Source organism: Peteryoungia rhizophila, assembly GCF_004912145.1.
In the GTDB taxonomy this organism is placed as follows: domain Bacteria; phylum Pseudomonadota; class Alphaproteobacteria; order Rhizobiales; family Rhizobiaceae; genus Allorhizobium; species Allorhizobium rhizophilum.
In genome coordinates this window covers 1082203-1107181 of the sequence record NZ_STGT01000001.1, presented here as the reverse complement: position 1 = coordinate 1107181, position 24979 = coordinate 1082203, and the positions used below count along the sequence as shown (strand labels likewise).

Here is a 24979-nt window from a genome sequence, read left to right as displayed (position 1 = left end):
CAAAGCCGAATTTTGCTCCGCACCAGAAGAAGTGGGAGACCAAGTTTTTTTCTCGCGCCGGCTCCGCGCTCGGGCTATGGACGGACACGAACAGAAAGCCGGTCATGTCCAAGAAAGAGAAGCCCAGCCCGTTGAAGAAGCTCTTGAAAGCCTGGACCGCCGCCACGTCGGAAGAGCGTCAGGCGTTTCTCGATTTCGTCTCGGCCGAATCGCGGGCGAGGGGACAGAGCGCGCAACGGGTCGAACCGCCTGAGCATCATCTCCCGGATGACGCCGCCGCCCTGATCGCCAACGGCCGCTATCTGCTTCCCTCGACGATCGAACGCATCGAGACCGTGATGCGCGCGCGCCGGCTCACCCCCTCCGGCGTCATGGCCGAACTCGGCTTTTCCAGCCGGGACGCCTCGCTCACCCGGGCGCTGGCCATGAAGTCGGCCTTGAGGCTCTCGGTCATCGCCGCACTCGCCGACTGGCTCGCCCGCCACGAACCGGGCACCTGAGGCAGCGCCATGCCCCACACGCTCGTCGCTCCCGCCGAATTCGTACAGGACATCAAGAAGAGCCGCTTCATCGGCAAGGCGGCACCGATCGGGAGTGAGGAGGAAGCCAAGGCCTTTATCGCCGAGGTCTCCGATCCCGCGGCCAATCACAATTGCTGGGCCTGGCGCATTGGTCAGTCCTACCGTTTCTCCGACGACGGCGAACCCTCAGGCACGGCCGGCAAGCCGATCCTCCAGGCGATAGACGGTCAGGATCTCGACGGTGTCGTGGTGGTCGTCACCCGCTTCTTCGGCGGCATCCTGCTCGGCAGCGGCGGCCTCATGCGCGCCTATGGCGGCACGGCAGCCCAGATGCTGCGTCCGGCTGAAAAGCGCGAGATCATCCCGATGGTGACGGGCGAATGCGCCGTGAGTTTTTCCGATCTCGCACTGGTCAAGGCAAGGCTGACCGCGATCCCGCACCTGGTCCTCGGCGAGAGCTTTACGGCAGAGGGTGTGGATCTCACGGTGACCCTGCGGCAGGGTGACGAAGATCAGGCGATCAGGCTGATCCGTGATCTGACCAGCGGCCGTTCAAACCTTACATTTCCGGATTGAAGCCTCAGCTCTTCTTTTTCGGCATGTCCTGGCTGGAAAGCTGCTTCCAGGAATTCTGCTGAGCGAGCATGCCGCGCAGATATTGCAGATTGGCAGCCGCCTGCTGCGGATCCAGTTCCTGAGACGCCAGTTGTTCGGCCTCCTGGAACCGGCCCTGCAGGCCGACCACCAACGCGAGGTTCTGCCGCACACGGCTGTCGGCGCCGGGTTGCTGCGAGGCCTGGCGCAGATAGGTCTCGGCCGTCTTCAGGTCGCCGGAAAGCACATAGGACATGCCGAGGTTCGACAGCACGCTCGGATCGTTGGGCTGGATCTGCAGCGCCATGCGGTAGCGCGAGCGCGCATCGTTGGAGCGGCCGAGCTGGTCGAGCACCGCGCCTTCGGCCGAATAGAGCCGCCAGTCTGGTCGGTCGGGCGTTTGCGCCCGCTGGATGGTGCCGAGCGCTTTCTCCAGCTGCCCGGCCGCGGCCTGAGCCTTGCCGAGCGCGGAGAGCACCTCGCGGTCGCTCGGATGCGAGATCGCCACCTGCTGCATGACGGCCAGCGCCTGTGCGTTGCGCCCCGTCATCATCAGTCCATTGGCATAGGACAGTCCGACATTCCGGTCGCGGGGATTGCGCTCGTAGGACTGGCCGATGCCGTTGACGGCCTGGTTGAGCGCCGGCCCGCTGAGCGAATCGAGCGAGCGGTTCATCTTTGGGATGGAGCCGGTCGTCAGCTCCTTCTTGCCCGATGCACAGCCGGTGAGCGCGAGCGCGGCCATCATCAGGCCGGCCGTGGCCGCGATCTGCAAACGGTTTGCCGAACCTGGATTTCGCATGCGCATGGTGATCGTCCCGAGTTCCGTTTTCCCCACCGCCGCGCCAGGGACGGGCGGCGCAATCTCCACTCAAGCAATAATCTGTTAACCCTAACGGAGTGTTAATCGGTCACTCCCCGCGAATCTCCAGAAAGCGTCCACCATGGCTCCCTTCCAATATATCGACAGACCGTCCCCCTTCAGCACCAAGGGCGGAAAGTCACTGCCGGTCTTCGCCGTCACCCCGGCCCATGTCGAAACCGGCACGCTGGAGCCACTCGCCCTCGACTGGGCGAAGAAGGCGGGCTTCAAGGCCGAACCGGGCTCGGTCCTGCTGGTCCCGACTGCCGAGGGTCATGTCGGCGGTGCGCTGTTCGGGCTCGGATCCAATCCTTCCGAGAACCCCTATCTGACCGGCAAGCTCGCCCGAGCCCTGCCGGCCGGCGAATGGCATATCGAGACTGCTCCGCTCACCGCCAATCGCCTGCTGCTCGGCTATGGCCTCGGTGCCTACAGCTTCGACCGCTATCGCTCCGAGCGCGTCACCGAGCCGCGCCTGCTGATCCCTCAGGATGCAGACGCCGCCGACATCAAGCGTCAGATATCAGGCGTCTATCTCGCCCGTGACCTGATCAACACGCCGGCCAACGACATGAGCCCGGCCGACATCGAACAGGCCGTCCGGCGTCTTGCTGACCACTACAAGGCCGAGGTCTCCGTCATCACTGGCGATGAACTCCTCGACAAGAATTTCCCGCTCGTCCACGCCGTCGGCCGCGCCTCTACCGTCGCGCCGCGCCTCATCGAGATGCGCTGGGGCAAGAAGGGCCACCGAAAGGTCACCCTCGTCGGCAAGGGCGTCAGCTTCGACACCGGCGGTCTCGACATCAAGCCGGCCTCCTCCATGCTTTTGATGAAGAAGGACATGGGCGGCGCGGCCAATGTGCTCGGCCTCGCGCTGATGATCATGGACGCCAAGCTGAAGGTCGACCTGCACGTCGTCATCCCCGCCGTCGAGAATGCCATCGCCGGCAATGCCTTCCGCCCCGGTGACGTCTACAAGAGCCGCAAGGGCCTGACCGTCCAGATCGACAACACCGATGCCGAAGGCCGCCTGATCCTCGCCGATGCGCTGGCCTATGCCGATGCCGAAGAGCCGGATCTCCTGATCGACATGGCGACCCTGACGGGGGCCGCCCGCGTCGCGCTCGGTCCCGACCTACCACCCTTCTTCACCGACGACGAGGATCTGGCCGATGCGATCGCCGATGCCAGCATCGAGGTCGACGATCCCTTGTGGCGCTTGCCGCTCCACAAGGGCTACGAGCGCATGCTCAAAGCCCAGATCGCCGATCTCACCAACGCCCCCTCGGGTGGCATGGCGGGCGCAATCACCGCCGCCCTCTTCCTCAAGCGCTTTGTCTCTCCCGGTCGGCGCTGGGCGCATTTCGATATCTTCGGCTGGTCGCAGAGCGAACGTGCCCATTCGCCCGTCGGCGGTGAGGCCCAGGCAATCCGCGCCCTCTACCGCATGCTGCAGGCGGGCTGATCCGGTCTTTCCGCTCGAAGGTTGCCAGCGTCACATCCTGTCGGGTCGCCTCTTGCCAGATCGTTTCTTTGCCGGAATGATAAACGCAAGGGGCGAGACGGCCCGCATCTGACGAGGGGGAGGGGCCATGGGCCTCGAAATGACGGCGACCCAGGCGCTCGGCCTGTGGCACAGGGTGACCCTGGATCAGGTCAAGCGCGAGGGGCACGATCTCACCATGCGCCAGCTTGCCGTGCTACTCGAGATCTATCTCGTGCCGCCACCACACACGGTGCGCGGCCTTGCCGCGACACTCAATGTCACCAAGCCGGTCATCACCCGCGCGCTGGATACGCTCGGCGAAGTAGGCCTGGTCGATCGAGTGAGGGATGATCTCGACCGCCGCAGTGTCATCGTCAAGCGCACAGTATCAGGTGCGCTCTTCCTGGAAAAATTCGGCGATTGTGTCATCGCCAAAGGCCGCTCGCTCGGCTGACGGAGAATTTCATGCTCGACCGGCGCCTCAACGCCTTCCGTCCGGACCTTGCCGACATTGCCCTGAAGGGCCAAGTGGAAGCCGAACGGTTCGTCACACCCGAACCCGCAATGGTCAGTCGGCCGGTCGTGGCACTTCGCCCGAAGCCGGATAGGGCCATCGGTATCGACACCGAACTCCTGCTCGGCGAGGAAGTCCACGTCTTCGAGCGGGCCGAGGGCTGGGCCTGGGTCCAGGCGATCGGCGACGGCTATGTCGGCTATCTGCCGGAAGATGCACTCGGCCCGGTCGTCACACCGACCCACATCGTCACTGTCCCGCGCACCTTCGTCTATTCCGGCGCCGACCTGCGTTTCCCCACCCGCATGGTGCTCTCGATGGGTAGCCGGCTCAGGATCGCAGGTGAGGCAGAGACCCGCGGCACGCGCTATCTCCTCCTTGCCGACGGCGGAGCACTCGTCGCCCGCCACCTTGGCCCCGTCTCCGATCCGCCGGCACCCGATTACGTCTCGGTCGCTGGCCTCTTCCACGAAACGCCCTATCTCTGGGGCGGCAAATCCGGCTTCGGCATCGACTGCTCCGGCCTCGTCCAGATTGCCATGCGCATGGCCGGCCATGCGGCCCCACGCGACAGCGACATGCAGGCCTCGGGCCTCGGAATGCCGATCGAGCGCCGCGCCCTGCGGCGCGGTGATCTCGTCTTCTGGAAGGGGCATGTGGCGATCATGGAAGACGAGATGACGATGATCCATGCCAATGGCCATACCATGACAGTGGCGCGCGAGACGCTGGAAGCCGCGATCGAACGCATCGGCTGGCTCTATGGCGCGCCGACAGGCTATCGCCGCCCTGTCGCCGAAACGTGAAGTGTCGGCCCTTGGTGCTGGGGATGCGAGACCTTATATCGGCCTGGTCATACTTTGAGAGATTGCTGCCATGCTACCCGTTCGCCGAGACATTCCAATGCCGAGTTCTGTCGGCCGCAAGAGCGCAATCGCGCTACTGATGGTCCTTTCGTCGGCTTTTTCGGCTCCGGCCCTTGCCGCCGAAGGCGTGGCCTGGGGCAATGCCGGACAGGAAAGCTTCCAGGATCTCCCGGGCGTCAAGCCGCAGGATCCGGCCAATCAGTTCGGCGAGGGTTACAGCTGCGAAACCCGCACGGTTGCGCCGCGGCCGGGTTTCGGCGGTCGGCGCGAACTGCGCGACACGCTGCCCTACACCGTCTATCGCTGCGAAAAAAACGGCATCGTCTATCAGGGCACCCAGCCGCCGCGCTCGGGCCGTCAGTGGTATCCGGGCGTAAACCCGCGCATCATCGATTGATCGCCTGCGGATAGGCTCCGCGTCATGATTGCGGGCTCAGCCCTGATCGTCCTGGCCGAGCAGACCGTCGAAAACTTCCAGAAGTGCTTCGCTGATTGCGCCGCCCAGCTTGTGACCAGCTTCTCGCAGGCTTTCCTCGTCCATGTCCCGGGCAGCAAGCGCGAGCGCCGTGCCTTCCTGGGCCACGATTTCCTTCGCCCGCTCGATCGCCCAGAGGGCAAAATCACTGCGGCTTTCGATGGCGATTGTCTCGTCCATGGTCTGTCCTTTTCGGCAATCGGAACGGTCGTGAAGGGATGAGCAGCAAGCCCTCGCGCCGGCTTTTTCGGGCGTTCTGAAAGCGTGCCAAAGACAAGAAAAAAGCCCGGCAAGCCGGGCTTTTTTCTATTGTTTGACGACCGCATAAACTGCTGATCTCAAATCGGAATTTGGTGCCCAGAAGAGGACTCGAACCTCCACACCCTTTCGAGTACCAGCACCTGAAGCTGGCGCGTCTACCAATTCCGCCATCTGGGCGACGAGGAGCCGTGTAAAGGGACTACCCCGGCCTGTCAACCGGCATTTTGAAGTTTTCATGTCAGCCCTGCGAAAGGGCCCGGAATGGTGGGAGAACCATCAGGCGAATTGCGACACCTAACTGGCCTCGGCCGTGCCAGCTGCCACCTGCTGGTCGATGACGTCGTCGTGAAAAAGCCGTGATCGAACGGCTCTGTTTCCGTGTCGGCGAAGCGCGGTGAGCCGCATGCCGGGTCCAAAACAGGAAGAAGAGATGACGACGAGAACTGCCCTCATGGCCCTGGCACTGGCCGGCACCCAATTGTTTGCCCCTTTGGCCGAGGCCGCCATGCCGAAGCCGTTTCAACCCAACGCGGAGCAGCGCACGGACATCGAGCAGGTCGATCTGGTCTGTGACTTCTCCGGTTGTTACGAAACTTGGGATCGCCCGCCGCCGCGCCGCCCGCGCCCGCTGCCGCCTGAATATTATCCGCCGTCGGTCTATGATGAGCAGCCGGTCTATCGGCCGCGCCCGCGTCCGCCCGTCTATGTCGAGCCCGGTTACCGTCCGCGTCCCCGCCCGCCGGTCTATGACGATCCGGGGTATCGCCCGCGGGGCCGCGCCTGGGAGCGGCATGTCGACTGGTGCCTGAACCGCTATCGGTCCTACAATCCGCGCACCAATCAGTTCCTTTCGTCGAGCGGCTACTACAAGGTCTGCCGGTCGCCCTTCAACTGACTGGTCGGAAATCGACAAGGCGGCCCACGGGCCGCCTTGTCTGTCTCAACTGTCGAGCCCTTCGTTGCGGTTCGCCCGGTCGACATGGCCAAGGTCACGCTCGGGATCGATCGCGTCGCGTACCTTCTGCTTCAACTCCTTCGGACCGGGAAATCCGCCGTCCCGCTTGCGCTCCCAGATCAACTCGTCGTTCAGCCGTATCTCGAAAATCCCGCCCGTTGCGGGAATGAGCGCCACTTCGCCGAGATCGTCGGAGAAGGTGTGCAGCAACTCTTGCGCCATCCATCCGGAACGCAGGAGCCAGTTGCACTGGGTGCAATAGGTGATCGATATCCGCGGCTTGTCCATGTTGGCTCTCCTCGCATCACGCATAAGTTAACTCATTTATTCAGGTATATTTCTGTTCGCAATTGCCACGGGCGCGGCCTTGCGCCAAGAGGCCGGGATCATTGTTTTTCGAGGTATTTGAATGTCCACCGAACCGAACCGTCTTTTCATCCCCGCTCTTGCTCCCGCCTATCGCTCCGGCCATGATCTGGTCGAAACCCTGCTGCGCCTCGTCGCAGGCGGTTTTCTCGTTATCCACGGCGCCGGCAAGATCGTCGATCCCTTCGGCGCCGTCCAGATGGTCGAGGGCTTGGGCTTCTATCCGGGTGTCTTCTGGTCGCCGCTGCTCGCCGCCACGGAATTCTTCGGAGGTATCCTGCTGGCCATCGGTCTGCTCACCCGCCCGGTGGCACTCGCTGCCACGATCGTCCTGCTCGTTACCGTCTATTTCCATTGGATCCAGCTCGACCAGGGTTTTTCCGGTGCCGAAAAGTCGCTGCTCTGGGCGGCGATCACCTTCTTCTTCGTCATCCGCGGCGGCAACAGCCAGTCCGTCGATGCACGCCTGAAGAAAACCTTCTGAGGTCGCAGGAGGGCGTCGTTCGCGGCGCCCTCCTGTCTTGCGACGACCGCGCGTCCATGCTTTCTCTGAGGCATCCCGCCCACGAGATGCGATTCCCCCATGCGCGTTGCCATCGTCGAGAATACCCGCGTCACTGAAGCCGGCCAGGTCGGCATTGCGCTTGCCGAGGCCGGCGCGCAGATCGTCACGATCCGTGCCTATTCGGGGGAACCCTTGCCGGATTTCGATGCGCATGATGCCCTCGTCGTCTTCGGCGGCGAACAGAATGCCCGCGACGACGAGAAGCATCCACATCTGCCGGATCTCGCGGACCTCATGCGCCGCTTCGGCGACAGCGGCAAGGCTGTCTTGGGCATCTGCCTCGGCAGTCAGGTCCTTGCCCGCGCCTATGGTGGCGAAAACCTCATCGGGTCGGCCCCCGAATTCGGCTGGCGCAGCATCGGCCGCACCGAGGCCGGAAAGGCCGATCCTGTCCTGTCGGTCCTGCCCGATCGTTTCCTCTCCTTCCAGTGGCACGACGATACTTTCACCCTGCCGGAAGGTGCGGCGCACCTGGCAGAGAACGACGCCGCCCGGCACCAGGCCTTCCGCATCGGCCGTGCGGCTTACGGTTTTCAGTTCCACTTCGAGGCCAATCGCGACGTGGTACGCAATTGGATGACCCATTTCCCTGACCTGATCGAGCGCAAGGAGCCCGGCTGGCTCGCCCGCCATCCGAAACTCGAAACGACGGAGGGGCCGCTCTCGGACGAAGCCGGCCTTGCCCTTGCGCGTGCCTGGGTTCGGCAGATTACGCCGGTTTGAGAGGCCCGCTGCGGCCTCGGGGCTCAAGCGTCGGCAGGCGGCATTCCTGCCATAGCACCGGCAGCGCTATCGGCTGGATTTGAACGCCCGTCGTCGCGCCTCCTCTTGCGAGTGTTCCGCCTCCGTGCTTAATCGACATTCAATCGATTGAGATCGCTTCTGAAACCTGTGGGAGGGGGACATGAAAGCAGTGGGGAACCGCCTTCTGGCGCTCTGCTTCATTCTTATGGCGCTGGCGGTTCCGCCGGCCCAGGCATCCAGCGTTGGTGCCGACAAGGTCATCCGCGACTGGTATCGTCTGGTGATCGAGCTCGTTCGCCACACGCCGACCTATTCACCGCCTGTCGCCAGCCGCGCCTTCGCCTATCTGGGTGTGGCGAGCCACGAGTCGCTCGCCTCCGGCGATCCGACGCTGATGACGCTTTCCGGCCAGTTGAACGGCCTCACCCCCGTGCCCCGGCGTGAAGCGGGTGCAAGCTACGACGAGGCCGTCGTCTTGCAGGCGGCTCTTTCATCCGCGGCCCGAGAACTCTTCGGCAATACCGGCCCGACCGGCCAGCGCGCCCTGAAGCGCATGACGGAAAAGCTGTCGGCAGAGGTGTCGAGCGGCCTCGCCCCCGATCTCGTCGCCCGCAGCGAAGCCTATGGCCGAAGCGTCACAGCCCACATCCTTGCCTGGTCGGCAGGCGACGGTGGCGCCAAGGTCGAGAACATGGGCTTTCCGCTGGAATTCGCCCTGAATGAAGGCCCATCCCACTGGATCCCGACCAGTCTGATCAACCAGCAGCAGATGCCGCTATTGCCAAAATGGGGCGAGAATCGGCCGTTCGCGATGGAAACGGGCAATGGCTGCCCGCTCCCGTCGCCGCCGGCATACAGCGAGGACAAGGGCTCGGATTTCTACAACGAAGCGCTCGAGGTCTACGAGACCGTCAAGACCCTGACGCCCGAGCAGCGCGCTGTCGCCCGCTTCTGGTCCGACGATCCGATGCTCTCGCCGACCCCGCCCGGCCACTGGATCGTGATTGGTCTGAAGATCCTCGACGAGCGCAAGGCGAGCGCTGCCGACCATGCCGACCTGATGGCCCGCCTCGGCGTGACCCTGGCCGATGCCTTCATCGGCTGCTGGCATTCCAAATTCGAATACGACCTGCTCCGCCCTGTCACCTATATCAAGCGCGTGATCGACCCGAAATGGGAGCCGATCCTGATCACGCCGCCCTTCCCGGAATATCCCTCCGGCCATTCTACTCAGTCGGGCGCAGCTGCCACGGTTCTCACCGCCTTCTTCGGCGAGAACTTCGCCTTTACCGACAACACGCATGAAAAGGACAAGCTGCCCAATCGATCCTTTGGCAGCTTCTGGGAAGCCGCAGAAGAAGCCGGCGTATCCCGCCTGTATGGCGGCATCCACTTCCGCGCGGCGATCGACCGTGGCCTCGACCAGGGCCGCTGCATCGGCGAGAAGACGGTCGCCCTGAGGACGCGCGGATGACCGGGCGCAGGACGGTTCGTCTTCCGGGTCGGGTCGCGGGCCTTGCCCTTCTGCTGTCGCTGCCTGAGGCCGCGCCAGCGCTCGCCAATGGCGGCCCCCTCGTTCCCCGCTTTACCGACGAAACCGCTTCCAGCGGCATCGCCAGCACCTATCGCGGCGACTGGGAGTACATGGTCGGCGGTGGTGCGGGCAGCTTCGACTGCAATGCCGACGGGTTCCCCGACCTGGTGCTTTCCGGCGGCGAGGACAAGGCGAAATTCTACCTGAACCGCAGCGAGCCGGGCGGAGCGCTCGAATTCGAGGAGAAACCCTCAGGCCTCGAACTCGACAAGGTGATCGGCGCCTATCCGCTCGACATCGACGGCGACGGGCTGCAAGATGTCGTCCTTCTGCGCTCCGGCGAGAATGTCGTCATGCGGGGATTGGGCGAATGCCGCTTCGAGCGCGCCAACGAGGCCTGGGGCTTCGATGGTGGTGACGCCTGGTCCACGGCCTTCTCCGCCACCTGGGAGCGCGGCAACACCTGGCCGACGCTCGCCATCGGCAACTATATCGACCGCTTCGAGGATTTTGAGCCCTGGGGCTCCTGCACGGACAACTGGCTGCACCGCCCCATGTCCGCCACCGAGCGCCGCTTTGCCCCGCCGCTGCCGCTCACGCCCTCCTATTGCCCACTGTCGATCCTCTTTACCGACTGGAACCGCTCCGGCACGCCCTCGCTGCGTGTCTCTAACGACCGGGAGTATTACAAGGGTGGCCAGGAGCAGATGTGGCATGTCGAGGCGGGCAAGACACCGAGGCTCTACACCCAGGAAGAGGGGTGGAAATACCTGCGCATCTGGGGCATGGGCATCGCCGCCCACGACCTCGATTTCGACGGCTACCCGGAATATTTCCTGACCAGCATGGCCGACAACAAGCTGCAGAAGCTGGGCGAAATCCCCGCCGACGGCAAGCCGAAGCCCTCTTATGCCGATATCGCCTTCGCCAAGGGGGCCACAGCCCACCGGCCCTATGTCGGTGGCGAAATCCGGCCTTCGACCGCCTGGCACACGGAGTTCGAGGACGTCAACAATGACGGCCGCACCGATCTTTTCGTCGCCAAGGGCAATGTCGCGGAGATGCCCGATTTCGCCGAGAAAGATCCCAACAACCTGCTTGTCCAGGGCGAGGACGGCAAGTTCACCGAGATGGGCGAAATGGCTGGCGTCGCCTCGATGGCCAAGGGCCGGGGCGGTGCGCTTGCCGACTTCAATCTCGACGGATTGGTCGATCTTCTGGTCGTCAACCAGGGCGCGCCCGTGGAGATCTGGCGCAACACGACGGAAACTCCGGGCCGCTTCCTGCAGGTTGCGCTCCGGCAGGACGGCTCGAACCGCGATGCGGTCGGCGCCTGGATCGAGGTGAAGACCGGGGACGTCATCCAGCGTCGCGAGGTGACGATCGGCGGTGGCCATGCGGGCGGCAAGACCGGTTGGTGGCATTTTGGGCTGGGGGAGCAGGCAGAGACTGAGATCCGCGTGCTTTGGCCGGATGGCGAGGCTGGGGAATGGCAAAAGGTCGCGACCGACGGATTTTATCTGGTCGAGCCGGGCAAGACGCCGAGGGCGTGGAGGCCGGGCGAGAGGATGTGAGGGCACCCATCTCCCCCCTTGCGGGGGAGAAAGCGAAATCGAGGAATTGGACCGATCAGGGCCAAACCTCAGATTTCGCCAGAGGGGGGCTTGGTGAGGCCTGCGCCCATGGAACTGTGCCCCTCTCTTGGAAAATCAGAAGTTTAGGCGGCCTGCGCTCGCCTAAGCCTTCGATTTTCCGTTCTCCCCCACAAGGGTGGAGATCGGACCCCGCAAGCGCCGCGCCGTTCCGCAGCGGGCGGAAAAATCTATTGCTGTCAAAAACCCCAAGCTTCGCCGCCGGTCGGGATCACTCCCTCCGGGTGGGTTCATGCTTGCCCTCGGGTTAAACCCGAGGATCGGACGAGGCGCCAAAAGCAACCTGTCTAAGTAGTTTTATGTGGCTCCTTCCGGCGCCTCGTTCGGCGTCTATTCCCGCTGCATGCGTCTCTCTGGCAAGGCGGCGACGGTCTTCGGTCCTCGGGTCAGGCCCGAGGATGACCGAGGAGTGACCGGGCGCGGGTCCGGCTGCGGCGTCACATGATGACGCTTCAGCCTGGCCGGTGGCCCGGGAGGTTCCCGTCGGATGGTGCACCATGCCGACCGGGACCCTCGCCCGGGGGATGATCGTCTGGCCATTTGCGGCCCGGCGCGCATCCCCGCCGTTTTATCCGCCCCGCTGTCTGGCATGTTCGCGACAGCGTGGGCGCCTTGTCTGTGTGCCTCTGAGGCACGTCCTTCCGATCGGGGTATCCGGTGACCTGGTATCCGACCCGGTCACCTTCGTTACCAGCCCCTCGTCCGGAGGGAGACCGTTGCAGCGGGCCGAGAACTCACACCTGCGACAGTGCTCCTCCCCGGCGCCGGCCCCGCCTCGCCTGACATCGCATCGTCAGGTGTATCCGAGGGCGGGACGGGGACTAGGGTAAGGGGGTGGAAATGGTGGGGGATGAAAAAATGTGTCGGGGTTTGATTTTGTTAGAGAAACGCTGCGGGACGTCCCCTTTTTTCCGGCAAATGGAGCGCTTCTTGCTCCCCGTCGGCCCTCAGAATGCTTGTGTCTGGATCCTCGGGTCAAGCCCGAGGATGACGACCTCCTTGGAGTGGAAGAAGGTATTCTCCTCAGGCGTTGTGCAATGGAAGCGGCAGAGGAGGATACCCGTCGCTCCCCCACACTCCGTCATCCTCGGGCTTGACCCGAGGATCCAAACACAAGTGAGGACCGCGGGCCTATCTCCCCCCTTGCGGGGGGAGAAAGCAACGTCAAGGAATTGGCCCGATCAGGGCAAAACCTTGAAACTTCGCAAGAGGGGGGGCTCGGTGAGGTATTCGCCAACGGAACCGCGCCCCTCTCCAGGAAAATCTGAAGTTTAGGCGGCTTACGCTCGCCAAAAGCTTCGATTTTCCGTCCTCCCCGCATAGGGGGAGGTGGGGTACCGGCTTGACCTCCGTTTGATGCGGTTACTCCGCCTCTTCGACAGGAGCCTCCGCCACCCGCTTCTGCACTGACTCGATGCAGTTCTTGGCGCTCGACTTCGACTTGTAGGTTTCCGAGCGCACCATGTTTTCGCCATTGGCGGCGCGGAAGCGGACGAAGGTTTCGCCGTTCTTGGCTTCGTCGATCTCGAAGCGATAGCCGCTGCCGGTCTCCTCCTTGGTGAGGTCGACGACAGGGGCTGCCGGCGCGTTTTTCTTCAGCGACTCGACGCAGTTCTTCGCGCTTGCCTTCGAGGCGTAGTTTTCCGACCAGACCATGATCTCGGCATTGTAGACGAACTGGACGCGGAACTCGCCCTTTTCGGTCTTCAGGATCTTGAACTTGTGCATGCCTGTCTCCCCTGCTTTGCCCATCGGCTTATGATTGCATTCGAATGCTAGCGCGACTGGAGCAGGCGGGCAAGCAGGGCTCAGAAGCCCTGGAAGAGGAAATCCGTGGGAGCGGTGATTTCGTCGGCGCGGGCGGAGAGATCGGCGATCGAGGGGCCGACGGCGGAGACGGGGACCGTCGTGATGAACTGGGTGAGCATCGCAAAGGTCTCGCCATCGATGGCAAGGCGCGCATTGAGGCGCGGAACAGGGGTCGCAACGTCACCGACTGGTGCGAGTGGCACGACCACGCGGGTCGTCAGGGCATTGAGTAGATTGGATTGCACGTCGAGGGCCAGGCTTCCGTCCTTCCCGATGCAGTGAACGTGGAAGCGGGTCATGGTCAGAACATCCGGTATTTCGCGAGTGGAAGGCCATGCTTGGCGACATAGTCGTTGGATGCCTTGATCGCCTCGGCGTTTTCGATCTTCCACCGCCGTTCCTTCTCGGCCTTGATGGCGAGAGCGATGCCTTTCTCGGCAGCGCCCGTGATGTCGAGGCCTAGGGATTGCGCTTCTGCAATGAGGGCGTCACTGACGGTCAGGTCATGGGCTTTGCGGGCTTCGATCGACATGGCGCAACTCCGAGGATGAGGCATTCTAGCGCAAAACGAGCAAGGCGGGTAGAGCCCCCCTCCACTCCAAACCAAGCTCCTCCGGCATCAATTTTGTAGCCATCATCCTTCGGTACGGGTCCAGGCGACGTCTGTCGGGGCGTAGTGGCGCATCTCGGCGATCTCGCCGATGAAGGGCCGGATGGCAGCTAGGAAGGGTGGGAAATGCGGGCCTTTGCGAAAGGCCTGCAGATGGTCCTCCGTCGAGGTCCAGAGGATGCGGAGCGTCAGGCTCGAAGGCGCCTCGACGCAATGCGACATCTCATAACCGAGGCATTGCGGTGCCGCCTCGAAATGCGGCGCGGCCAGCCGATAGGCCTCGACAAGCTCGTGGGGCTCGTGGGTCTTGAGTTCGTAGCGGATATATTCGACGATCATGCTCAACGTCCTCCGGTTGTGAAAACGCATGCTGGCCAAAAACTGCGAGCATGCAAGGGCTTACCTGGAGGTTAGGGCTTGCCGTCGCGAGCTGGGCCAGGAAGGATATCCGGTGGACATAGACAAGATACGCGACTGTCCGGTCATGGCGACGATCGAGGTGATCGGCGGCAAGTGGAAGCCGAGGATCCTCTGGCGCCTGCGCGATGGGCCGGCCATATTCGGCGACCTGCGCCGCTATGTCGGCGTGTCCGAAAAGGTTCTGTCGGAAAATCTGGCGGCCTTGCAGCGGGACGGCATCGTGTCACGCCAGCCCCTGAAAGAGGGCGACATGGTCTATGTCGAATATGACTATACCTGTTACGGCCGCTCGCTGGTGCCCGTGCTCGACGCCATGGGCGGCTGGGGCCTTGGGCATGATGCGAGAAAATCTGATGGGTCGGACGCTGGCCTTGATGACGTTCGTCGTGTGAGCTGAGAAGCCAGAAAGAAAACGCCGGCTTTCGCCGGCGCTCACATCGTCATTATTCGTCGCTCATCTTCAGCGCGGCAATAAACGCTTCCTGTGGGATCTCGACCTTGCCGAACTGGCGCATGCGCTTCTTGCCGGCCTTCTGCTTGTCGAGCAGCTTGCGCTTGCGCGACGCGTCGCCGCCGTAGCACTTCGCGGTCACGTCCTTGCGGAGCGCCGAGATGGTTTCGCGGGCGATCACGTTGCCGCCGATTGCGGCCTGGATCGGGATCTTGAACATGTGCTTGGGGATCAGGTCCTTGAGCTTTTCGCACATGTCGCGGCCGCGCTTTTCGGCGGCCATGCGGTGCACCATCATCGAGAGTGCATCGACCGGCTCGCCGTTGACGAGGATCGACATCTTGACGAGGTTGCCCTCGCGATGGCCGTCGAGATGGTAGTCGAAGGAGGCGTAGCCCTTGGAGATCGACTTCAGGCGGTCGTAGAAATCGAAGACCACTTCGTTGAGCGGCAGCTCATAGGTGATCATGGCGCGCTTGCCGACATAGGTGAGTTCGGTCTGGACGCCGCGACGGTCCTGGCAGAGCTTCAGGATGCCGCCGAGATAATCGTCGGGGGTGAGGATCGTCGCCTTGATCCACGGCTCGTGGATTTCCGAGATCTTGACCACATCGGGCATGTCGGCCGGGTTGTGCAGCTCGCGTTCCGTGCCGTCAGTCATGAACAGCTTGTAGACGACCGAAGGGGCAGTCGCGATCAGGTCGAGATCGAATTCGCGCTCGAGGCGCTCCTGGATGATTTCGAGATGCAGCAGGCCGAGGAAGCCGCAGCGGAAGCCGAAGCCGAGCGCGGCAGACGATTCCATTTCGAAGGAGAAGGAGGCGTCGTTGAGGCGCAGCTTGCCCATGGCGGCGCGCAGATCTTCAAAGTCAGCGGCATCGACCGGGAAGAGGCCGCAGAAGACGACCGGCTGGGCGGGCTTGAAGCCCGGCAGCATCTTGGCGGTCGGGCGCTTGTCTTCGGTGATGGTATCGCCGACGCGGGTGTCGGCCACTTCCTTGATCGAACCGGTAAAGAAGCCGATTTCGCCTGGGCCGAGTGAATCCACGGCGACCATCTTCGGGGTCAGCACGCCGACGCGTTCGACCGCGTATTTCGCGTCCGTGCCCATCATGCGGATGGTCTGGCCCTTGGTCAGCACGCCGTCGAGCACGCGGACAAGTACCATGACGCCGAGATAGGTGTCGTACCAGCTGTCGACGAGCAGGGCCTTGAGCGGGGCCTTTTCGCCGCCTTCGCTCTTCGGCGCCGGCAGCTTGTGCACGATGGCTTCGAGCACGTCGGGAATGCCGAGACCGGTCTTGGCCGAAATCAGCACGGCCTCGGAAGCATCGATACCGATGACTTCCTCAATCTGTTCCTTGATGCGCTCGGGCTCGGCGGCCGGCAGGTCGACCTTGTTGAGGACGGTAACCAGCTCGTGATTGTTGTCGATCGCCTGATAGACGTTGGCGAGCGTCTGGGCTTCGACGCCCTGGGAGGCGTCGACGACGAGCAGCGAGCCTTCGCAGGCAGACAGCGAGCGCGAGACTTCATAGGCGAAGTCGACGTGTCCGGGCGTGTCGATCAGGTTCAGCACATAGGTCTCGCCATTATTGGCCTTGTAGTGCAGACGCACCGTCTGGGCCTTGATGGTGATGCCGCGTTCCTTCTCGATCTCCATATTGTCGAGGACCTGCTCCGACATCTCGCGGTCAGCGAGACCGCCGGTCGACTGGATCAGGCGGTCGGCCAGCGTCGATTTGCCATGGTCGATATGGGCGACGATGGAAAAGTTGCGGATATGGTCGAGAGGGGTGCGATCGGTGCTCATGGCTCGCGCATATAGCAGCGAGCCCCTGTATCGCAAAGCGGAAAGATCGGGTTTTGCAGGCGATCACGGCGGTTTTGACGTCGCGGGGAGGCGGCGGGCCGCCTTATGACGACCGTTGTCAGCGGCGGGCCTGTCGCCGATAGTGGGCGGGGCCCGAAAAAATCTTTTGATCGTTGTCGAATCCGGTGTTGGAGCCGCGTCTCTTCATCGACGGGATCGATTGACGATGCCGCAAGGGCCCGAAGGAGGGGCAAAACCGATGCAATACCTGCTGCTGATCTACGAGAATGAGGAAATCTTTGGCGGACCGGACAAGATGGGCCCGATCATGGCCGATCTCGGCCCCCGCCATTTCGCCTTCAGCCATGAGCTGGGCGAGAAAATGTATGCGGGCGCCGGGCTGAAGGGCACGGAGGCTGCAACCACCGTGCGCACCACGGCTGGCAAGCAGACCATCCATGACGGTCCCTTCGCCGAAACGCGCGAACAGCTGGGCGGCTTTTATCTCGTGGAAGCCGAGGACCTCGATGCGGCGATCGCGATCGCCAGGAAGGTGCCGCTCGGCAAGGATGGCGCAATCGAGGTCCGGCCGGTCTTGCCGATGCCGCCGGGCCTGCGGTGAAGCGTTGAGCTGATGCGGTCAGCGGTCCTCGACGAGACCTTCCGGGCGGCGGGCGGGCGCATTCGTGCAGCACTCGCCGCCCGCTACCGCGATCTCGACATTGCCGAGGAGGCCTTTGCCGAAAGCTGCCTCAAGGCGTTGAAGGCCTGGGGGCAGGAGGGGCAGGACCTGCCGCGCGATCCGGCCGCCTGGCTCTACCGGGTCGCCGAGCGCGCAGCCCTCGATATCCTCAGGCGCAGGCGAACCCGGGCGGAAAACCGGCCGGATGAGCCGGAACCCGAGCCGACCGTCGAGGATCGGTTGGCCAGCGACGACGCCGTCATTCCCGACGAGCGGCTAAAGCTGATTTTCGTCAGCGCCGCCCGGCCGTCGCCGCCGACAGCCGGGCGGCGCTGACGCTGAAAATGGTCTGTGGCCTCTCGACCGAGGAGGTGGCGCGGGCTTTTCTCGTTTCCCAAACGACGCTCGCCCAGCGGCTGGTCCGCGCCAAGCGCAAGATTGCCGAGGCCGGCGTGAGTTTCGAGGTGCCGGGGCCGGAACACTGGGCCGAGCGGCTGGCAGCCGTGCTCTCGACGCTCGAAGTCGCCTATGCCAAGGCGCATGAGGATGCGGCGGGCTCTGGCCGGCATGCGGGCTTTGCGAGGGAAATGCTGGAAGTGACGGCTTTGCTCTCAGAGATGCTGCCGGATGAGGCCGAGGTGCTGGCGCTGGCCGCCACGATCCGCTTTGCTGAAGCCAGGCGTCCGGCAAGAATCGACGGGGAGGGCGTGATGGTGCCGCTTGCCGAGCAGGATCCGTCGCTCTGGGCGAAGCCGCTGATCGAGGAGGCGCGACGTTACTGCGGGAGAGCCCTCGGGATATCAGGACCCGGTCCGCGCATCCTGCAGATGATGATTCACGCGCTCTGGTGCGGCCGAAAGAGCCTCGCCGATCCGCCGCCCTGGAAGGCCGTGCTGGCGGCCTATGACATCCTCGTCGAGCTGCGCGATGACGCGATCATCCGCATCAACCGGGCTGTGGCACTGGCCGAGGTAAAGGGGGCGGAAGAGGCGCTCGCCGAGCTGGATGGACTGGATGCCGAAGCCTTGTCCGATTTCCTGCCGTTCCATGCCGCACGGGCGGATCTCTTGGCGCGGCAGGGGAGGGCCCATGCGGCGTTGGAGGCCTATCACCGCGCGCTGGCCCTTTCACCCGGCGAGGCAGAGCGGCGGTTTCTGGAGCGGCGGCGGGAGATGTTGGTGGCGTCCTGAGTTGCTCACAACCCGAACTGTTCGGGCCAGTCGCGGCGGGTGGCGACCTGTCCTTCGGTCCTTAGGCGTCGGACCGTATCGAGATCGATCTCCGTAATCAGCCAGTGGCTTTCCTCGACTTCGTCGCTTTCACTTTCGGCATAGATGCCACTGGGCGGCAGGCCGTAGTCGGAGGGCACATAAAGCGCCGCGCGGCCGCGGTTTTCGTCGAGTGCCGGGGACCAGGGCGCGGTGCCCGCAGTCGGCGAGGAGAGGACGGCGATCTGGTTTTCGAGTGCTCTGGCCTGGGCGCCGATGCGGACGCGATAGGCGCCGGCGAGTGTGTCGGTGCAGGAAGGCGAGAGGATCAGGTCGACGCCCTGGTTTGCGAGGTTATGGGCGAGCATCGGGAATTCATTGTCGTAGCAGATGAGTATGCCGAGCTTGCCGAGTGGTGTGTCGAAGGCGGTGAGGCCCTCAAGTCCTGCGGCGATGCCCCATTGCTCACGCTCGAAGCGGGTCATGATGATCTTGTCCTGATGGCCGATCAGCCCATCGGGTCCGAAGAGGAAGGCGCGGTTACGGTATTGGCCGTCGGAATCAAGGATGGGGGCTGAGCCGGGCTGGAAGACGATTTCGTGGGTGCGCGCCAGTTCCTCGCAGAGCTCGACCCAGGCCGGGATCAGCGGCTGGATGCCGGCGATCGAGCCGTGAAGGTCGGAGCGGGTGTGAGTGTCTAACTGGCCCGCGAGCACAAGGCCGGCATATTCCGGCAGGAGCACGAGTTTTGCGCCGCGTTCGACGGCCTGATGCACCAGGCCCGTCAGGTGGAGGACGTAATCCTCCCAGCTCTCGATCAATTCGATCTTGTACTGGCAGGCGGCAAGGGTAAGGGCTGTCATGTGGAAAGGTCCCGGATCCAGAAGGAAAGCGGCTTCGGGCTCTCGACAGTGTCGTCGAGGTCGCGCCAAGTGAAACTCGTTCGAAGCTCGGGGTGATGGGTATAGCCGCGCTTGGCCCAGAAGGCATCAAGCGGCACGTAATCGGCTGGGCGGCGTGGATGGTCGGCGGGGCGCTCCACGGCACAGAAGGTGGCGTAACGCAGGCCGAGCCTCTTCGCCTGCGCCTCGCGACCTTCGAAGAATTTCACGCCAATACCCTGGCCGCGATACTGAGGCAAAAGCACGCTTTCGCCAAAATAGAAGAATTGCTTAGGGTCGAGACCGGCGGCGAGGAAGGGGCGTTTGACCTCCTCGGTTTCGCCCGCCATCGGCGTTCCCGTGGCAACTCCAACCACTTGGTTACCATCGATCGCCAGCACGAAGACGGAGCCCTCGGACTTCGCATAGGTCGAGAGATAGGTCTGTTCGTAGTCCGGATTTCCCTCGTAGAGATAGGGAAAGGCGCGAAAGACGGTGGATCTGAGCCGCGCGAGGTCGCCGAAGAAGGGCGTCGCGTCGCTGCCGGAATAGGATTGGATGGTGAGCGTCATAGAGTGTTTTCAGTCCGTTGCGGAGTGGTTATACCCATCTCCCACGACCCGAGAAAGCAATTCCACGACGAGGAGTGATCGATGACCGCCGCAGCCACCATCCGTGCCTATTACGACGCCTTCAATGCCGGCGACATGGACCGCTTTCTCGCGCTGCTGACTGAGGATGTCGCCCACGATATCAACCAGGGTGCCCGCCAGACGGGGAAGGACGCCTTCGCAAAGTTCATGGATCACATGAACCGCAGCTACCGGGAAGAGCTCACCGACATGGTGGTGATGGTGAACGAGGACGGAACGCGGGGTGCTGCCGAATTCATCGTCAACGGCACGTATCTGGCAACCGACGAGGGTCTGCCGGAAGCGAATGGCCAGACCTACCGGCTGCCGGCCGGCGCCTTCTTCGAGATCCGCGACGGCAAGGTCGCCCGCATCTCCAATTACTACAGCCTTCCCGACTGGATCGCCCAGGTCGGCGGCTGAGCCACGTCGGGTTCGTTTGCTCTCAGGGCGCCGCCGAGGCCTCGGCGGTGCAGAGACGACGGGCATCGAGCAGGCCCCAGCCGAAGACACTGTCCCGGCCGGGAGTGCCGATATCCTGCGCCATCAGCGACAGCGCCTCGGCCATCTGGGCCGGCGTCAGCTCCGGTCGCTCGGCCAGCAGGACGGCCGCAGCAGCGCTGACGAAGGGAGCGGCGAATGACGTGCCACTCTTCGGCCGAGCGCCGCTGATCGAGGCTGCCGTCCAGACATTGACGCCCGGGGCGGCGATATCGACATGCGCCCCCTGGTTCGCGCGGCGATAGGCGTTGCGGCCCTTGTCGACGGCGGTGACGGCAATCACACCCTCATAGCCGGCGGGATAGAGCGGTTTTGCCCGAGGGCCGGCATTGCCGACGGCCGCGACGAGGATCGCGCCGCGCGCGATCATGGCCTCCACGGCCCTCTTCAGCAGGAGATTGTCAGGACCGGCAAGGCTCAGATTGATCACCCGCACATTGCGACCCGCCAGCGCATCGAGAGCACGCACCAGATCGAAGGTCGAGGCAACATCGGCCGAACCGCCGAGCCGACGAAAGGCATCCACGGCGATCACCTCGGATGACGGCAGAAGGCCGGGCGCCCGGCTACCGGCAGCGCCCACCAGAAGTGCGACGACCGCCGTCCCGTGCTGGCGTCCGGATTGCGGCAGGGCATCGTCGGAAATCCGGATGACTTCGAGCCTCGCCTTGTCGAGCGAGGGATGGGCGGGATTGATGGCGGTGTCGATCAGGCCGATCTTCGGCAGGCTTCCGCAGCGCTGCACGAGCCCTGCTGGATCGAGAGGCCAGCCGATGATCTCGCGCACCAGGGCACAACTCTGGCCGCCGCATTCGGGGTCGGTTTCGGTCTGTTCGGGGCGATAGTAATGGTTGAAATCGACCTGCGCCACGGGCGCGAGTGCTGCGACCCGAGCGCGGGCGGCGTCGAGCCCGGTGCCACGCGGCACGACGAGGCGTACAATCTCGGTCGCTGGCTCGGTAGGCGGCTCGGTCGCCAGCAGTGCGAGGCTCTGCCGCTCGGCGACGGCATAGCCTTCGGTGGTCAGCTGGGTTATGGCCGCCTCTGAAAGCCCGGCCGCGATGATCTCATTGGGAACACGGTCGGGAATGGCAGCAGGGGCTGCGCGGCGGACCGGCGCCGGGCGGGGCGATTGCAGGAACGGAAAGAGCGTGAAGCCGGATTGCCGCGAGGGCCTGCGTTCGCCCGATCCACCGGAGCCGCCGCGGTCGCTGCGCCCACCCCCGCCGTCATCGTCGTCCCCGCCGCCGTCATCGTCGTCATCGGCATGCGCGAGCGTGACGAGCTGGTGCGTGGGGGCGAAGGGCAGCGAAACCGGCGGGGGCAGGACCACCGCGAGACCCAGCAATCCGCCGAGCAACCTTGCCAAGATGCGATCCATGTTCCATCTCTCCCTAGCCGATGCCCGGGCTTAGAGGCCCGCCGACTTATGTGATGCCAGAATGTACGCGCGAGCCGCCGGTTTATTCCGGAGAGACGGAAAGTTTTTATGGTCGAGCCTGTCGATATTGTCGGAGAGCGCCTCGTTTCCTTCCTGCCGAACCTCAGGCGCTTTGCGATTTCGCTCTGCCGTGCGCGCGATGTCGCCGATGATCTGGTGCAGCAGACCTGCGAGCGGGCCCTTGCGGCAGCCGCGAGCTTCGACCCGCAGACACGCTTCGATGCCTGGGTCTTTCGGATCCTGCGCAATCTCTGGCTCGACCAGCTGCGCCGCCGGAAGACGGCCGGCCCCGCCATTGATATCGACGAGATGCATGATCTTGCCGTGGCATCGGGCGAGGCTCAGAGCGAGGCACGGCTGGCGCTTGAACGGGTTGAAGCCGCCCTGCAGCAATTGCCATCGGAACAGCGGGAAGTGCTAGTCCTGGTCTGCATCGAGGAGCTGAGCTATCGCGATGCCGCAGACGTGCTGGAAATCCCGGTCGGCACGGTGATGAGCCGGCTCGCCCGCGCCCGAAAGGCACTTTCCGAATTGACGGGAATAAATCCCGAAGCCAGACGTTCTTCGCCATGAGAAAGGCGGACACTCCATGACACGCGCGATTTCCGACGAAATGCTGATGGCCTTTGCTGATGGCGAACTCGCCCCCGCCGAGCAGGGGGAGATCGAGGCGGCCCTCGCCGAGGACGAGCTTCTTGCCGAACGGCTCGCCGTGTTCATGGACACGAGACAAGAGCTTGCGGCGACCATGAAGCCACTGATCGATGAACCGGTGCCGGGCGCGCTGCAGGCTTCGGTGGCCTCTGCGATTGCGGCCGCCCGCGAGAAGCAGACGGCATCGCCCGATGCGGACGAAACGGTTGTCGCCTTCCGGCCACGCGTGCCGTCGCCGCTTGTGACTAGGTCAACGGGATCGAGCATGTCGTCGCCCTGGGGCATGGCCCTTGCCGCCTCCTTCGTCGGGGTCGTGGTGGGCCTCGGCGGCTTCCTGCTCGGCCAATCCACTGGCGTCGCACCTGAGGGCCCGAGCGTCGCCGTCAACGAGGCGCTGGAAACCCTGCCGTCGGGCGGGGAGCGCGCGCTCTCCGAAGTCGAAAGCCTGCACATGATCGCGAGCTTTCGCGATGCCGAAGGGCATCTCTGCCGCGAATATGAACGCAAGGCCGCGGATGCCGTGACCACGGCGGTGGCCTGCCATGGACCGGCGGGCTGGCAGACGCGCATCGCGCTCACCAATCCGGTGGCGGAAGGCTATGTGCCGGCCTCCACCACGGACACGCTGGATGCCTTCCTCTCCGGCATCGGCGCCGGTGCGCCGCTGTCGCCCCAGGAAGAAACCGCTGATATCGAGGCACTTCGCAGCCGCTGAAACGAAAAAAGTGATGCGGTCCGGGAATAAACTCCCGCCGCATCCGTTCTCCAGAACAGACAAGGATCTGGAGAAAGCCGATGAAGCTCTCGCTGCTGAAACGTCCCGCCCCCCGCATCACCTTCACCTGCCGCCCCGAGGACGAGAGTGTGATCACGCCGCCGGTGCGGGCAAAGACCGTGTTGCCTGAGTGGTTCCGCAAACTGCCGGCCGTGACGGAAGACAAGGTCTCGCCGACCGACAGCGGCCTGACGGTCAAACGCTGCATGCCCTTCCTCGACGCGATGATGGCGGGCTGGGTGATCGGCCTGCCGGCGACAGTCCGCATGGAGATCGCCGATGGCGGGCGCACGGTGAATTGCGGCTGGGATTTCGATCGCACCCTCGTCAGCAACCATGCCACCCACCAGGTGGCCGGCAATCCGCGCGACCCGATGCCGCCCTGCAAGTTCCACAATTACTGGACCATCCGCACGCCGCCCGGCTGGAGTTGTCTCTTCGTATCGCCGCTCAATCGCCCGAACGGTCTCTTCGAGGTCGTGGCGGGTGTCGTCGACACCGATACCTATCAGTCGGAGATCCATTTCCCCTTCTTCGCGACAGGCCCGGATGGCTTGCACGTGCTGGAACGCGGCACGCCGATCGTGCAGGTCATTCCCTTCCGGCGAGAGACATCCGATCTCGACGGGGATATTCGCAGCGAAACGGCGGAAGAGCAGACGGCGCGCAAGACGATCTTTCGAAAGACGATCGCCTCGGAAGGCTGGTACCGGAAGTTCGCCCGCGCTCAGCGCTGACGAAACCAGCATCATCCTGTTGCTGACCACCCGGAACACCGTTTCGGGTGGCGTCTCCGATTGTGCCGACGGTTTGAATTAAATATCTGAAAATAAATGATTTTTATCGGAATAAACCTGAAGCCGGTCCGTTTCTCCCCTGCAGCCGACGTGCTGCCGTGAAAGAAACCAAGGAGACTGACCATGAAGAAATTCATCGCCATCCTGAGCTCGGTGCTCGCCATCGGCACCACCGCACCGGCACCGGCGCTGGCCGACGATCCGCTGACCCGCTTCCTCGACCGGGCGACCGGTGAAGGCCGGTCCTATGCACGGTCCGGCAACCGCAACGACGATCGCCGTGGCTGGAGCTCGAACAGCAACAGCAACTCGAACTCGTCGAGCAATTCGAATTCCAACAGCAATTCGAACTCCTCGTCCAACAGCAGTTCCAATTCGTCGTCGAACTCGTCGAACAATTCCAGTTCGAATTCCTCTTCGAACGGCTCGTCTAACAGTTCCTCGAACTCTTCCTCGAACAGCTCGTCCAATTCGTCCGACGACGACGATTGATCATCGCGCCTGAGACAAACGAAAGAGGCCGCGGCATTGCCGCGGCCTCTTGCCGGAAGCGGTATCGATCAGTTGACCGACCAGTCGCGCTTCACGTCATCGGCGTTCTTGGCCAGGTGCACGTGCTGGTCGACATGATCGACCCAGTCGAGCGGGATGTAGTGGTGCTGACCGTCGGCGGAATCCTTGCGGGTCAGCTTGATGCGGCTTGCGCCGTCCATGTGATCGACGGTGCCGACATGGGCGCCGTCCTGAGCCAGCACTTCCATGTGTTCGCGGATCTGATCTGCAGAAATCATCGGTCATTCTCCTTCGGGTGTTGCGATGCTTGAGAAAGCCTCGATCGGCGGGATTTGTTCCGGACGCCGGTCAGGCGACGAATGCAGTTGAGAAGGGGAACATCCACCCCGCGCGC

The 24979-nt window shown here is 63.6% G+C and carries 32 protein-coding genes and 1 tRNA gene; 20 read left to right on the top strand and 13 right to left on the bottom strand.

The genetic code is table 11. The annotated features are described in order from the left end of the window. Positions 1–104 precede the first annotated feature (104 nt). Both E9677_RS05270 and E9677_RS05265 read left to right on the top strand, forming a co-directional pair. Positions 105–500, top strand: a complete 396-nt coding sequence (locus E9677_RS05270; protein WP_136556997.1) for a hypothetical protein — start codon at positions 105–107, stop codon at positions 498–500. Positions 501–509: 9 nt separating this feature from the next. Continuing rightward, positions 510–1097 (top strand): IMPACT family protein, encoded by a 588-nt coding sequence (locus E9677_RS05265; RefSeq protein ID WP_136556996.1) that lies wholly within the window; start codon positions 510–512, stop codon positions 1095–1097. 4 nt (positions 1098–1101) lie between these two features. On the opposite strand, the gene E9677_RS05260 is transcribed toward E9677_RS05265, so the two are convergent. Further along, positions 1102–1917 carry a tetratricopeptide repeat protein gene (locus E9677_RS05260; RefSeq protein WP_408014686.1) on the bottom strand — a complete coding sequence of 272 codons (816 nt, stop codon included), beginning with the start codon at positions 1915–1917 and terminating at the stop codon, positions 1102–1104. A 142-nt stretch (positions 1918–2059) separates the two neighbouring features. On the opposite strand from E9677_RS05260, the gene E9677_RS05255 reads away from it, so the two are divergent. From E9677_RS05255 to E9677_RS05240, 4 genes are all read left to right on the top strand, one after another. After that, positions 2060–3445 carry a leucyl aminopeptidase family protein gene (locus tag E9677_RS05255; protein WP_136556994.1) on the top strand — a complete coding sequence of 462 codons (1386 nt, stop codon included), beginning with the start codon at positions 2060–2062 and terminating at the stop codon, positions 3443–3445. Positions 3446–3572: 127 nt separating this feature from the next. Beyond that, positions 3573–3920: a MarR family transcriptional regulator gene (locus tag E9677_RS05250; RefSeq protein WP_136556993.1), complete on the top strand. Its 348-nt coding sequence runs from the start codon at positions 3573–3575 to the stop codon at positions 3918–3920. 11 nt (positions 3921–3931) lie between these two features. Beyond that, positions 3932–4786, top strand: coding sequence for a C40 family peptidase (locus E9677_RS05245; RefSeq protein WP_136556992.1), 855 nt, complete (start codon positions 3932–3934; stop codon positions 4784–4786). A 97-nt stretch (positions 4787–4883) separates the two neighbouring features. Further along, complete coding sequence (locus E9677_RS05240; RefSeq protein WP_136556991.1) at positions 4884–5243, top strand: hypothetical protein; 360 nt, start codon at positions 4884–4886, stop codon at positions 5241–5243. A 36-nt stretch (positions 5244–5279) separates the two neighbouring features. Here E9677_RS05240 and E9677_RS05235 read toward each other — a convergent pair whose 3' ends face one another. Beyond that, entirely contained in the window at positions 5280–5501 is a 222-nt protein-coding gene (locus E9677_RS05235) for a hypothetical protein (RefSeq protein WP_136556990.1), read from the bottom strand. A 171-nt stretch (positions 5502–5672) separates the two neighbouring features. Further along, positions 5673–5759, bottom strand: a tRNA-Leu gene (locus tag E9677_RS05230). Positions 5760–6012: 253 nt separating this feature from the next. Here E9677_RS05230 and E9677_RS05225 point away from each other — a divergent pair. Then, positions 6013–6477: a BA14K family protein gene (locus E9677_RS05225; RefSeq protein WP_136556989.1), complete on the top strand. Its 465-nt coding sequence runs from the start codon at positions 6013–6015 to the stop codon at positions 6475–6477. 45 nt (positions 6478–6522) lie between these two features. Here E9677_RS05225 and E9677_RS05220 read toward each other — a convergent pair whose 3' ends face one another. Next, a complete protein-coding gene (locus E9677_RS05220; protein WP_136556988.1) occupies positions 6523–6825 on the bottom strand; it encodes a SelT/SelW/SelH family protein in 303 nt (100 codons plus the stop codon). A gap of 121 nt (positions 6826–6946) precedes the next feature. On the opposite strand from E9677_RS05220, the gene E9677_RS05215 reads away from it, so the two are divergent. From E9677_RS05215 to E9677_RS05200, 4 genes are all read left to right on the top strand, one after another. Continuing rightward, positions 6947–7387: a DoxX family protein gene (locus tag E9677_RS05215; RefSeq protein ID WP_136556987.1), complete on the top strand. Its 441-nt coding sequence runs from the start codon at positions 6947–6949 to the stop codon at positions 7385–7387. A gap of 99 nt (positions 7388–7486) precedes the next feature. Further along, positions 7487–8191, top strand: a complete 705-nt coding sequence (locus E9677_RS05210; protein WP_136556986.1) for a type 1 glutamine amidotransferase — start codon at positions 7487–7489, stop codon at positions 8189–8191. A gap of 181 nt (positions 8192–8372) precedes the next feature. Continuing rightward, a complete protein-coding gene (locus E9677_RS05205; protein ID WP_168801120.1) occupies positions 8373–9686 on the top strand; it encodes a vanadium-dependent haloperoxidase in 1314 nt (437 codons plus the stop codon). Then, positions 9683–11320 carry a CRTAC1 family protein gene (locus tag E9677_RS05200; RefSeq protein WP_136556985.1) on the top strand — a complete coding sequence of 546 codons (1638 nt, stop codon included), beginning with the start codon at positions 9683–9685 and terminating at the stop codon, positions 11318–11320. Before E9677_RS05205 ends, E9677_RS05200 begins: the two co-directional genes overlap by 4 nt. A gap of 1440 nt (positions 11321–12760) precedes the next feature. On the opposite strand, the gene E9677_RS25850 is transcribed toward E9677_RS05200, so the two are convergent. The 4 genes from E9677_RS25850 to E9677_RS05180 all read right to left on the bottom strand — a co-directional run bounded on the left by E9677_RS25850 (position 12761) and on the right by E9677_RS05180 (position 14156). After that, positions 12761–13126 (bottom strand): YegP family protein, encoded by a 366-nt coding sequence (locus tag E9677_RS25850; protein WP_136556984.1) that lies wholly within the window; start codon positions 13124–13126, stop codon positions 12761–12763. An 80-nt stretch (positions 13127–13206) separates the two neighbouring features. After that, entirely contained in the window at positions 13207–13506 is a 300-nt protein-coding gene (locus E9677_RS05190) for a CcdB family protein (protein WP_136556983.1), read from the bottom strand. Positions 13507–13508: 2 nt separating this feature from the next. Continuing rightward, positions 13509–13739, bottom strand: a complete 231-nt coding sequence (locus E9677_RS05185) for a type II toxin-antitoxin system CcdA family antitoxin (RefSeq protein ID WP_136556982.1) — start codon at positions 13737–13739, stop codon at positions 13509–13511. Between the two features lie 102 nt (positions 13740–13841). Then, positions 13842–14156, bottom strand: a complete 315-nt coding sequence (locus E9677_RS05180; RefSeq protein ID WP_136556981.1) for a putative quinol monooxygenase — start codon at positions 14154–14156, stop codon at positions 13842–13844. Positions 14157–14268: 112 nt separating this feature from the next. On the opposite strand from E9677_RS05180, the gene E9677_RS05175 reads away from it, so the two are divergent. Next, complete coding sequence (locus E9677_RS05175; RefSeq protein ID WP_235882850.1) at positions 14269–14634, top strand: winged helix-turn-helix transcriptional regulator; 366 nt, start codon at positions 14269–14271, stop codon at positions 14632–14634. A gap of 46 nt (positions 14635–14680) precedes the next feature. On the opposite strand, the gene lepA is transcribed toward E9677_RS05175, so the two are convergent. Further along, the gene (lepA, locus tag E9677_RS05170; protein ID WP_136556979.1) at positions 14681–16501 is read right to left on the bottom strand and encodes a translation elongation factor 4; all 1821 of its coding nucleotides are present in this window, start codon (positions 16499–16501) and stop codon (positions 14681–14683) included. Positions 16502–16760: 259 nt separating this feature from the next. Between lepA and E9677_RS05165 the strand changes: the two genes are divergently transcribed. From E9677_RS05165 to E9677_RS05160, 3 genes are read left to right on the top strand one after another with little or no spacing between them, the layout of a single operon-like run. Further along, positions 16761–17123, top strand: a complete 363-nt coding sequence (locus E9677_RS05165; protein WP_136556978.1) for a YciI family protein — start codon at positions 16761–16763, stop codon at positions 17121–17123. Between the two features lie 12 nt (positions 17124–17135). Then, the gene (locus tag E9677_RS25390) at positions 17136–17519 is read left to right on the top strand and encodes a sigma factor (protein WP_205910102.1); all 384 of its coding nucleotides are present in this window, start codon (positions 17136–17138) and stop codon (positions 17517–17519) included. An 8-nt stretch (positions 17520–17527) separates the two neighbouring features. Further along, entirely contained in the window at positions 17528–18373 is an 846-nt protein-coding gene (locus tag E9677_RS05160; protein WP_205910101.1) for an RNA polymerase sigma factor, read from the top strand. Between the two features lie 5 nt (positions 18374–18378). Here the strand turns inward: E9677_RS05160 and E9677_RS05155 are convergent, their stop codons facing one another. Together E9677_RS05155 and E9677_RS05150 are read right to left on the bottom strand one after the other, a co-directional pair. Next, positions 18379–19254, bottom strand: coding sequence for a carbon-nitrogen hydrolase family protein (locus tag E9677_RS05155; RefSeq protein WP_136556977.1), 876 nt, complete (start codon positions 19252–19254; stop codon positions 18379–18381). Further along, on the bottom strand, positions 19251–19844 hold the full coding sequence (locus E9677_RS05150) for a GNAT family N-acetyltransferase (RefSeq protein WP_136556976.1): 594 nt from the start codon (positions 19842–19844) through the stop codon (positions 19251–19253). The genes E9677_RS05155 and E9677_RS05150 overlap by 4 nt, the downstream gene beginning before the upstream one ends. Positions 19845–19925: 81 nt before the next feature. Here E9677_RS05150 and E9677_RS05145 point away from each other — a divergent pair, with 81 nt between their 5' ends. Beyond that, positions 19926–20327, top strand: a complete 402-nt coding sequence (locus E9677_RS05145; protein ID WP_136556975.1) for a ketosteroid isomerase-related protein — start codon at positions 19926–19928, stop codon at positions 20325–20327. Positions 20328–20349: 22 nt separating this feature from the next. Here E9677_RS05145 and E9677_RS05140 read toward each other — a convergent pair whose 3' ends face one another. Continuing rightward, positions 20350–21786 carry a S8 family serine peptidase gene (locus E9677_RS05140; protein ID WP_136556974.1) on the bottom strand — a complete coding sequence of 479 codons (1437 nt, stop codon included), beginning with the start codon at positions 21784–21786 and terminating at the stop codon, positions 20350–20352. A 108-nt stretch (positions 21787–21894) separates the two neighbouring features. On the opposite strand from E9677_RS05140, the gene E9677_RS05135 reads away from it, so the two are divergent. The 4 genes from E9677_RS05135 to E9677_RS05120 all read left to right on the top strand — a co-directional run bounded on the left by E9677_RS05135 (position 21895) and on the right by E9677_RS05120 (position 24564). Next, positions 21895–22419 carry an RNA polymerase sigma factor gene (locus E9677_RS05135; RefSeq protein WP_136556973.1) on the top strand — a complete coding sequence of 175 codons (525 nt, stop codon included), beginning with the start codon at positions 21895–21897 and terminating at the stop codon, positions 22417–22419. Between the two features lie 16 nt (positions 22420–22435). Then, positions 22436–23215 (top strand): anti-sigma factor family protein, encoded by a 780-nt coding sequence (locus E9677_RS05130; protein WP_136556972.1) that lies wholly within the window; start codon positions 22436–22438, stop codon positions 23213–23215. Between the two features lie 80 nt (positions 23216–23295). Next, complete coding sequence (locus E9677_RS05125) at positions 23296–24012, top strand: DUF6065 family protein (RefSeq protein ID WP_136556971.1); 717 nt, start codon at positions 23296–23298, stop codon at positions 24010–24012. Positions 24013–24195: 183 nt separating this feature from the next. Beyond that, on the top strand, positions 24196–24564 hold the full coding sequence (locus tag E9677_RS05120) for a hypothetical protein (RefSeq protein ID WP_136556970.1): 369 nt from the start codon (positions 24196–24198) through the stop codon (positions 24562–24564). A 68-nt stretch (positions 24565–24632) separates the two neighbouring features. On the opposite strand, the gene E9677_RS05115 is transcribed toward E9677_RS05120, so the two are convergent. After that, positions 24633–24863 (bottom strand): DUF2171 domain-containing protein, encoded by a 231-nt coding sequence (locus E9677_RS05115; RefSeq protein ID WP_112247233.1) that lies wholly within the window; start codon positions 24861–24863, stop codon positions 24633–24635. Positions 24864–24979: the final 116 nt, after the last annotated feature.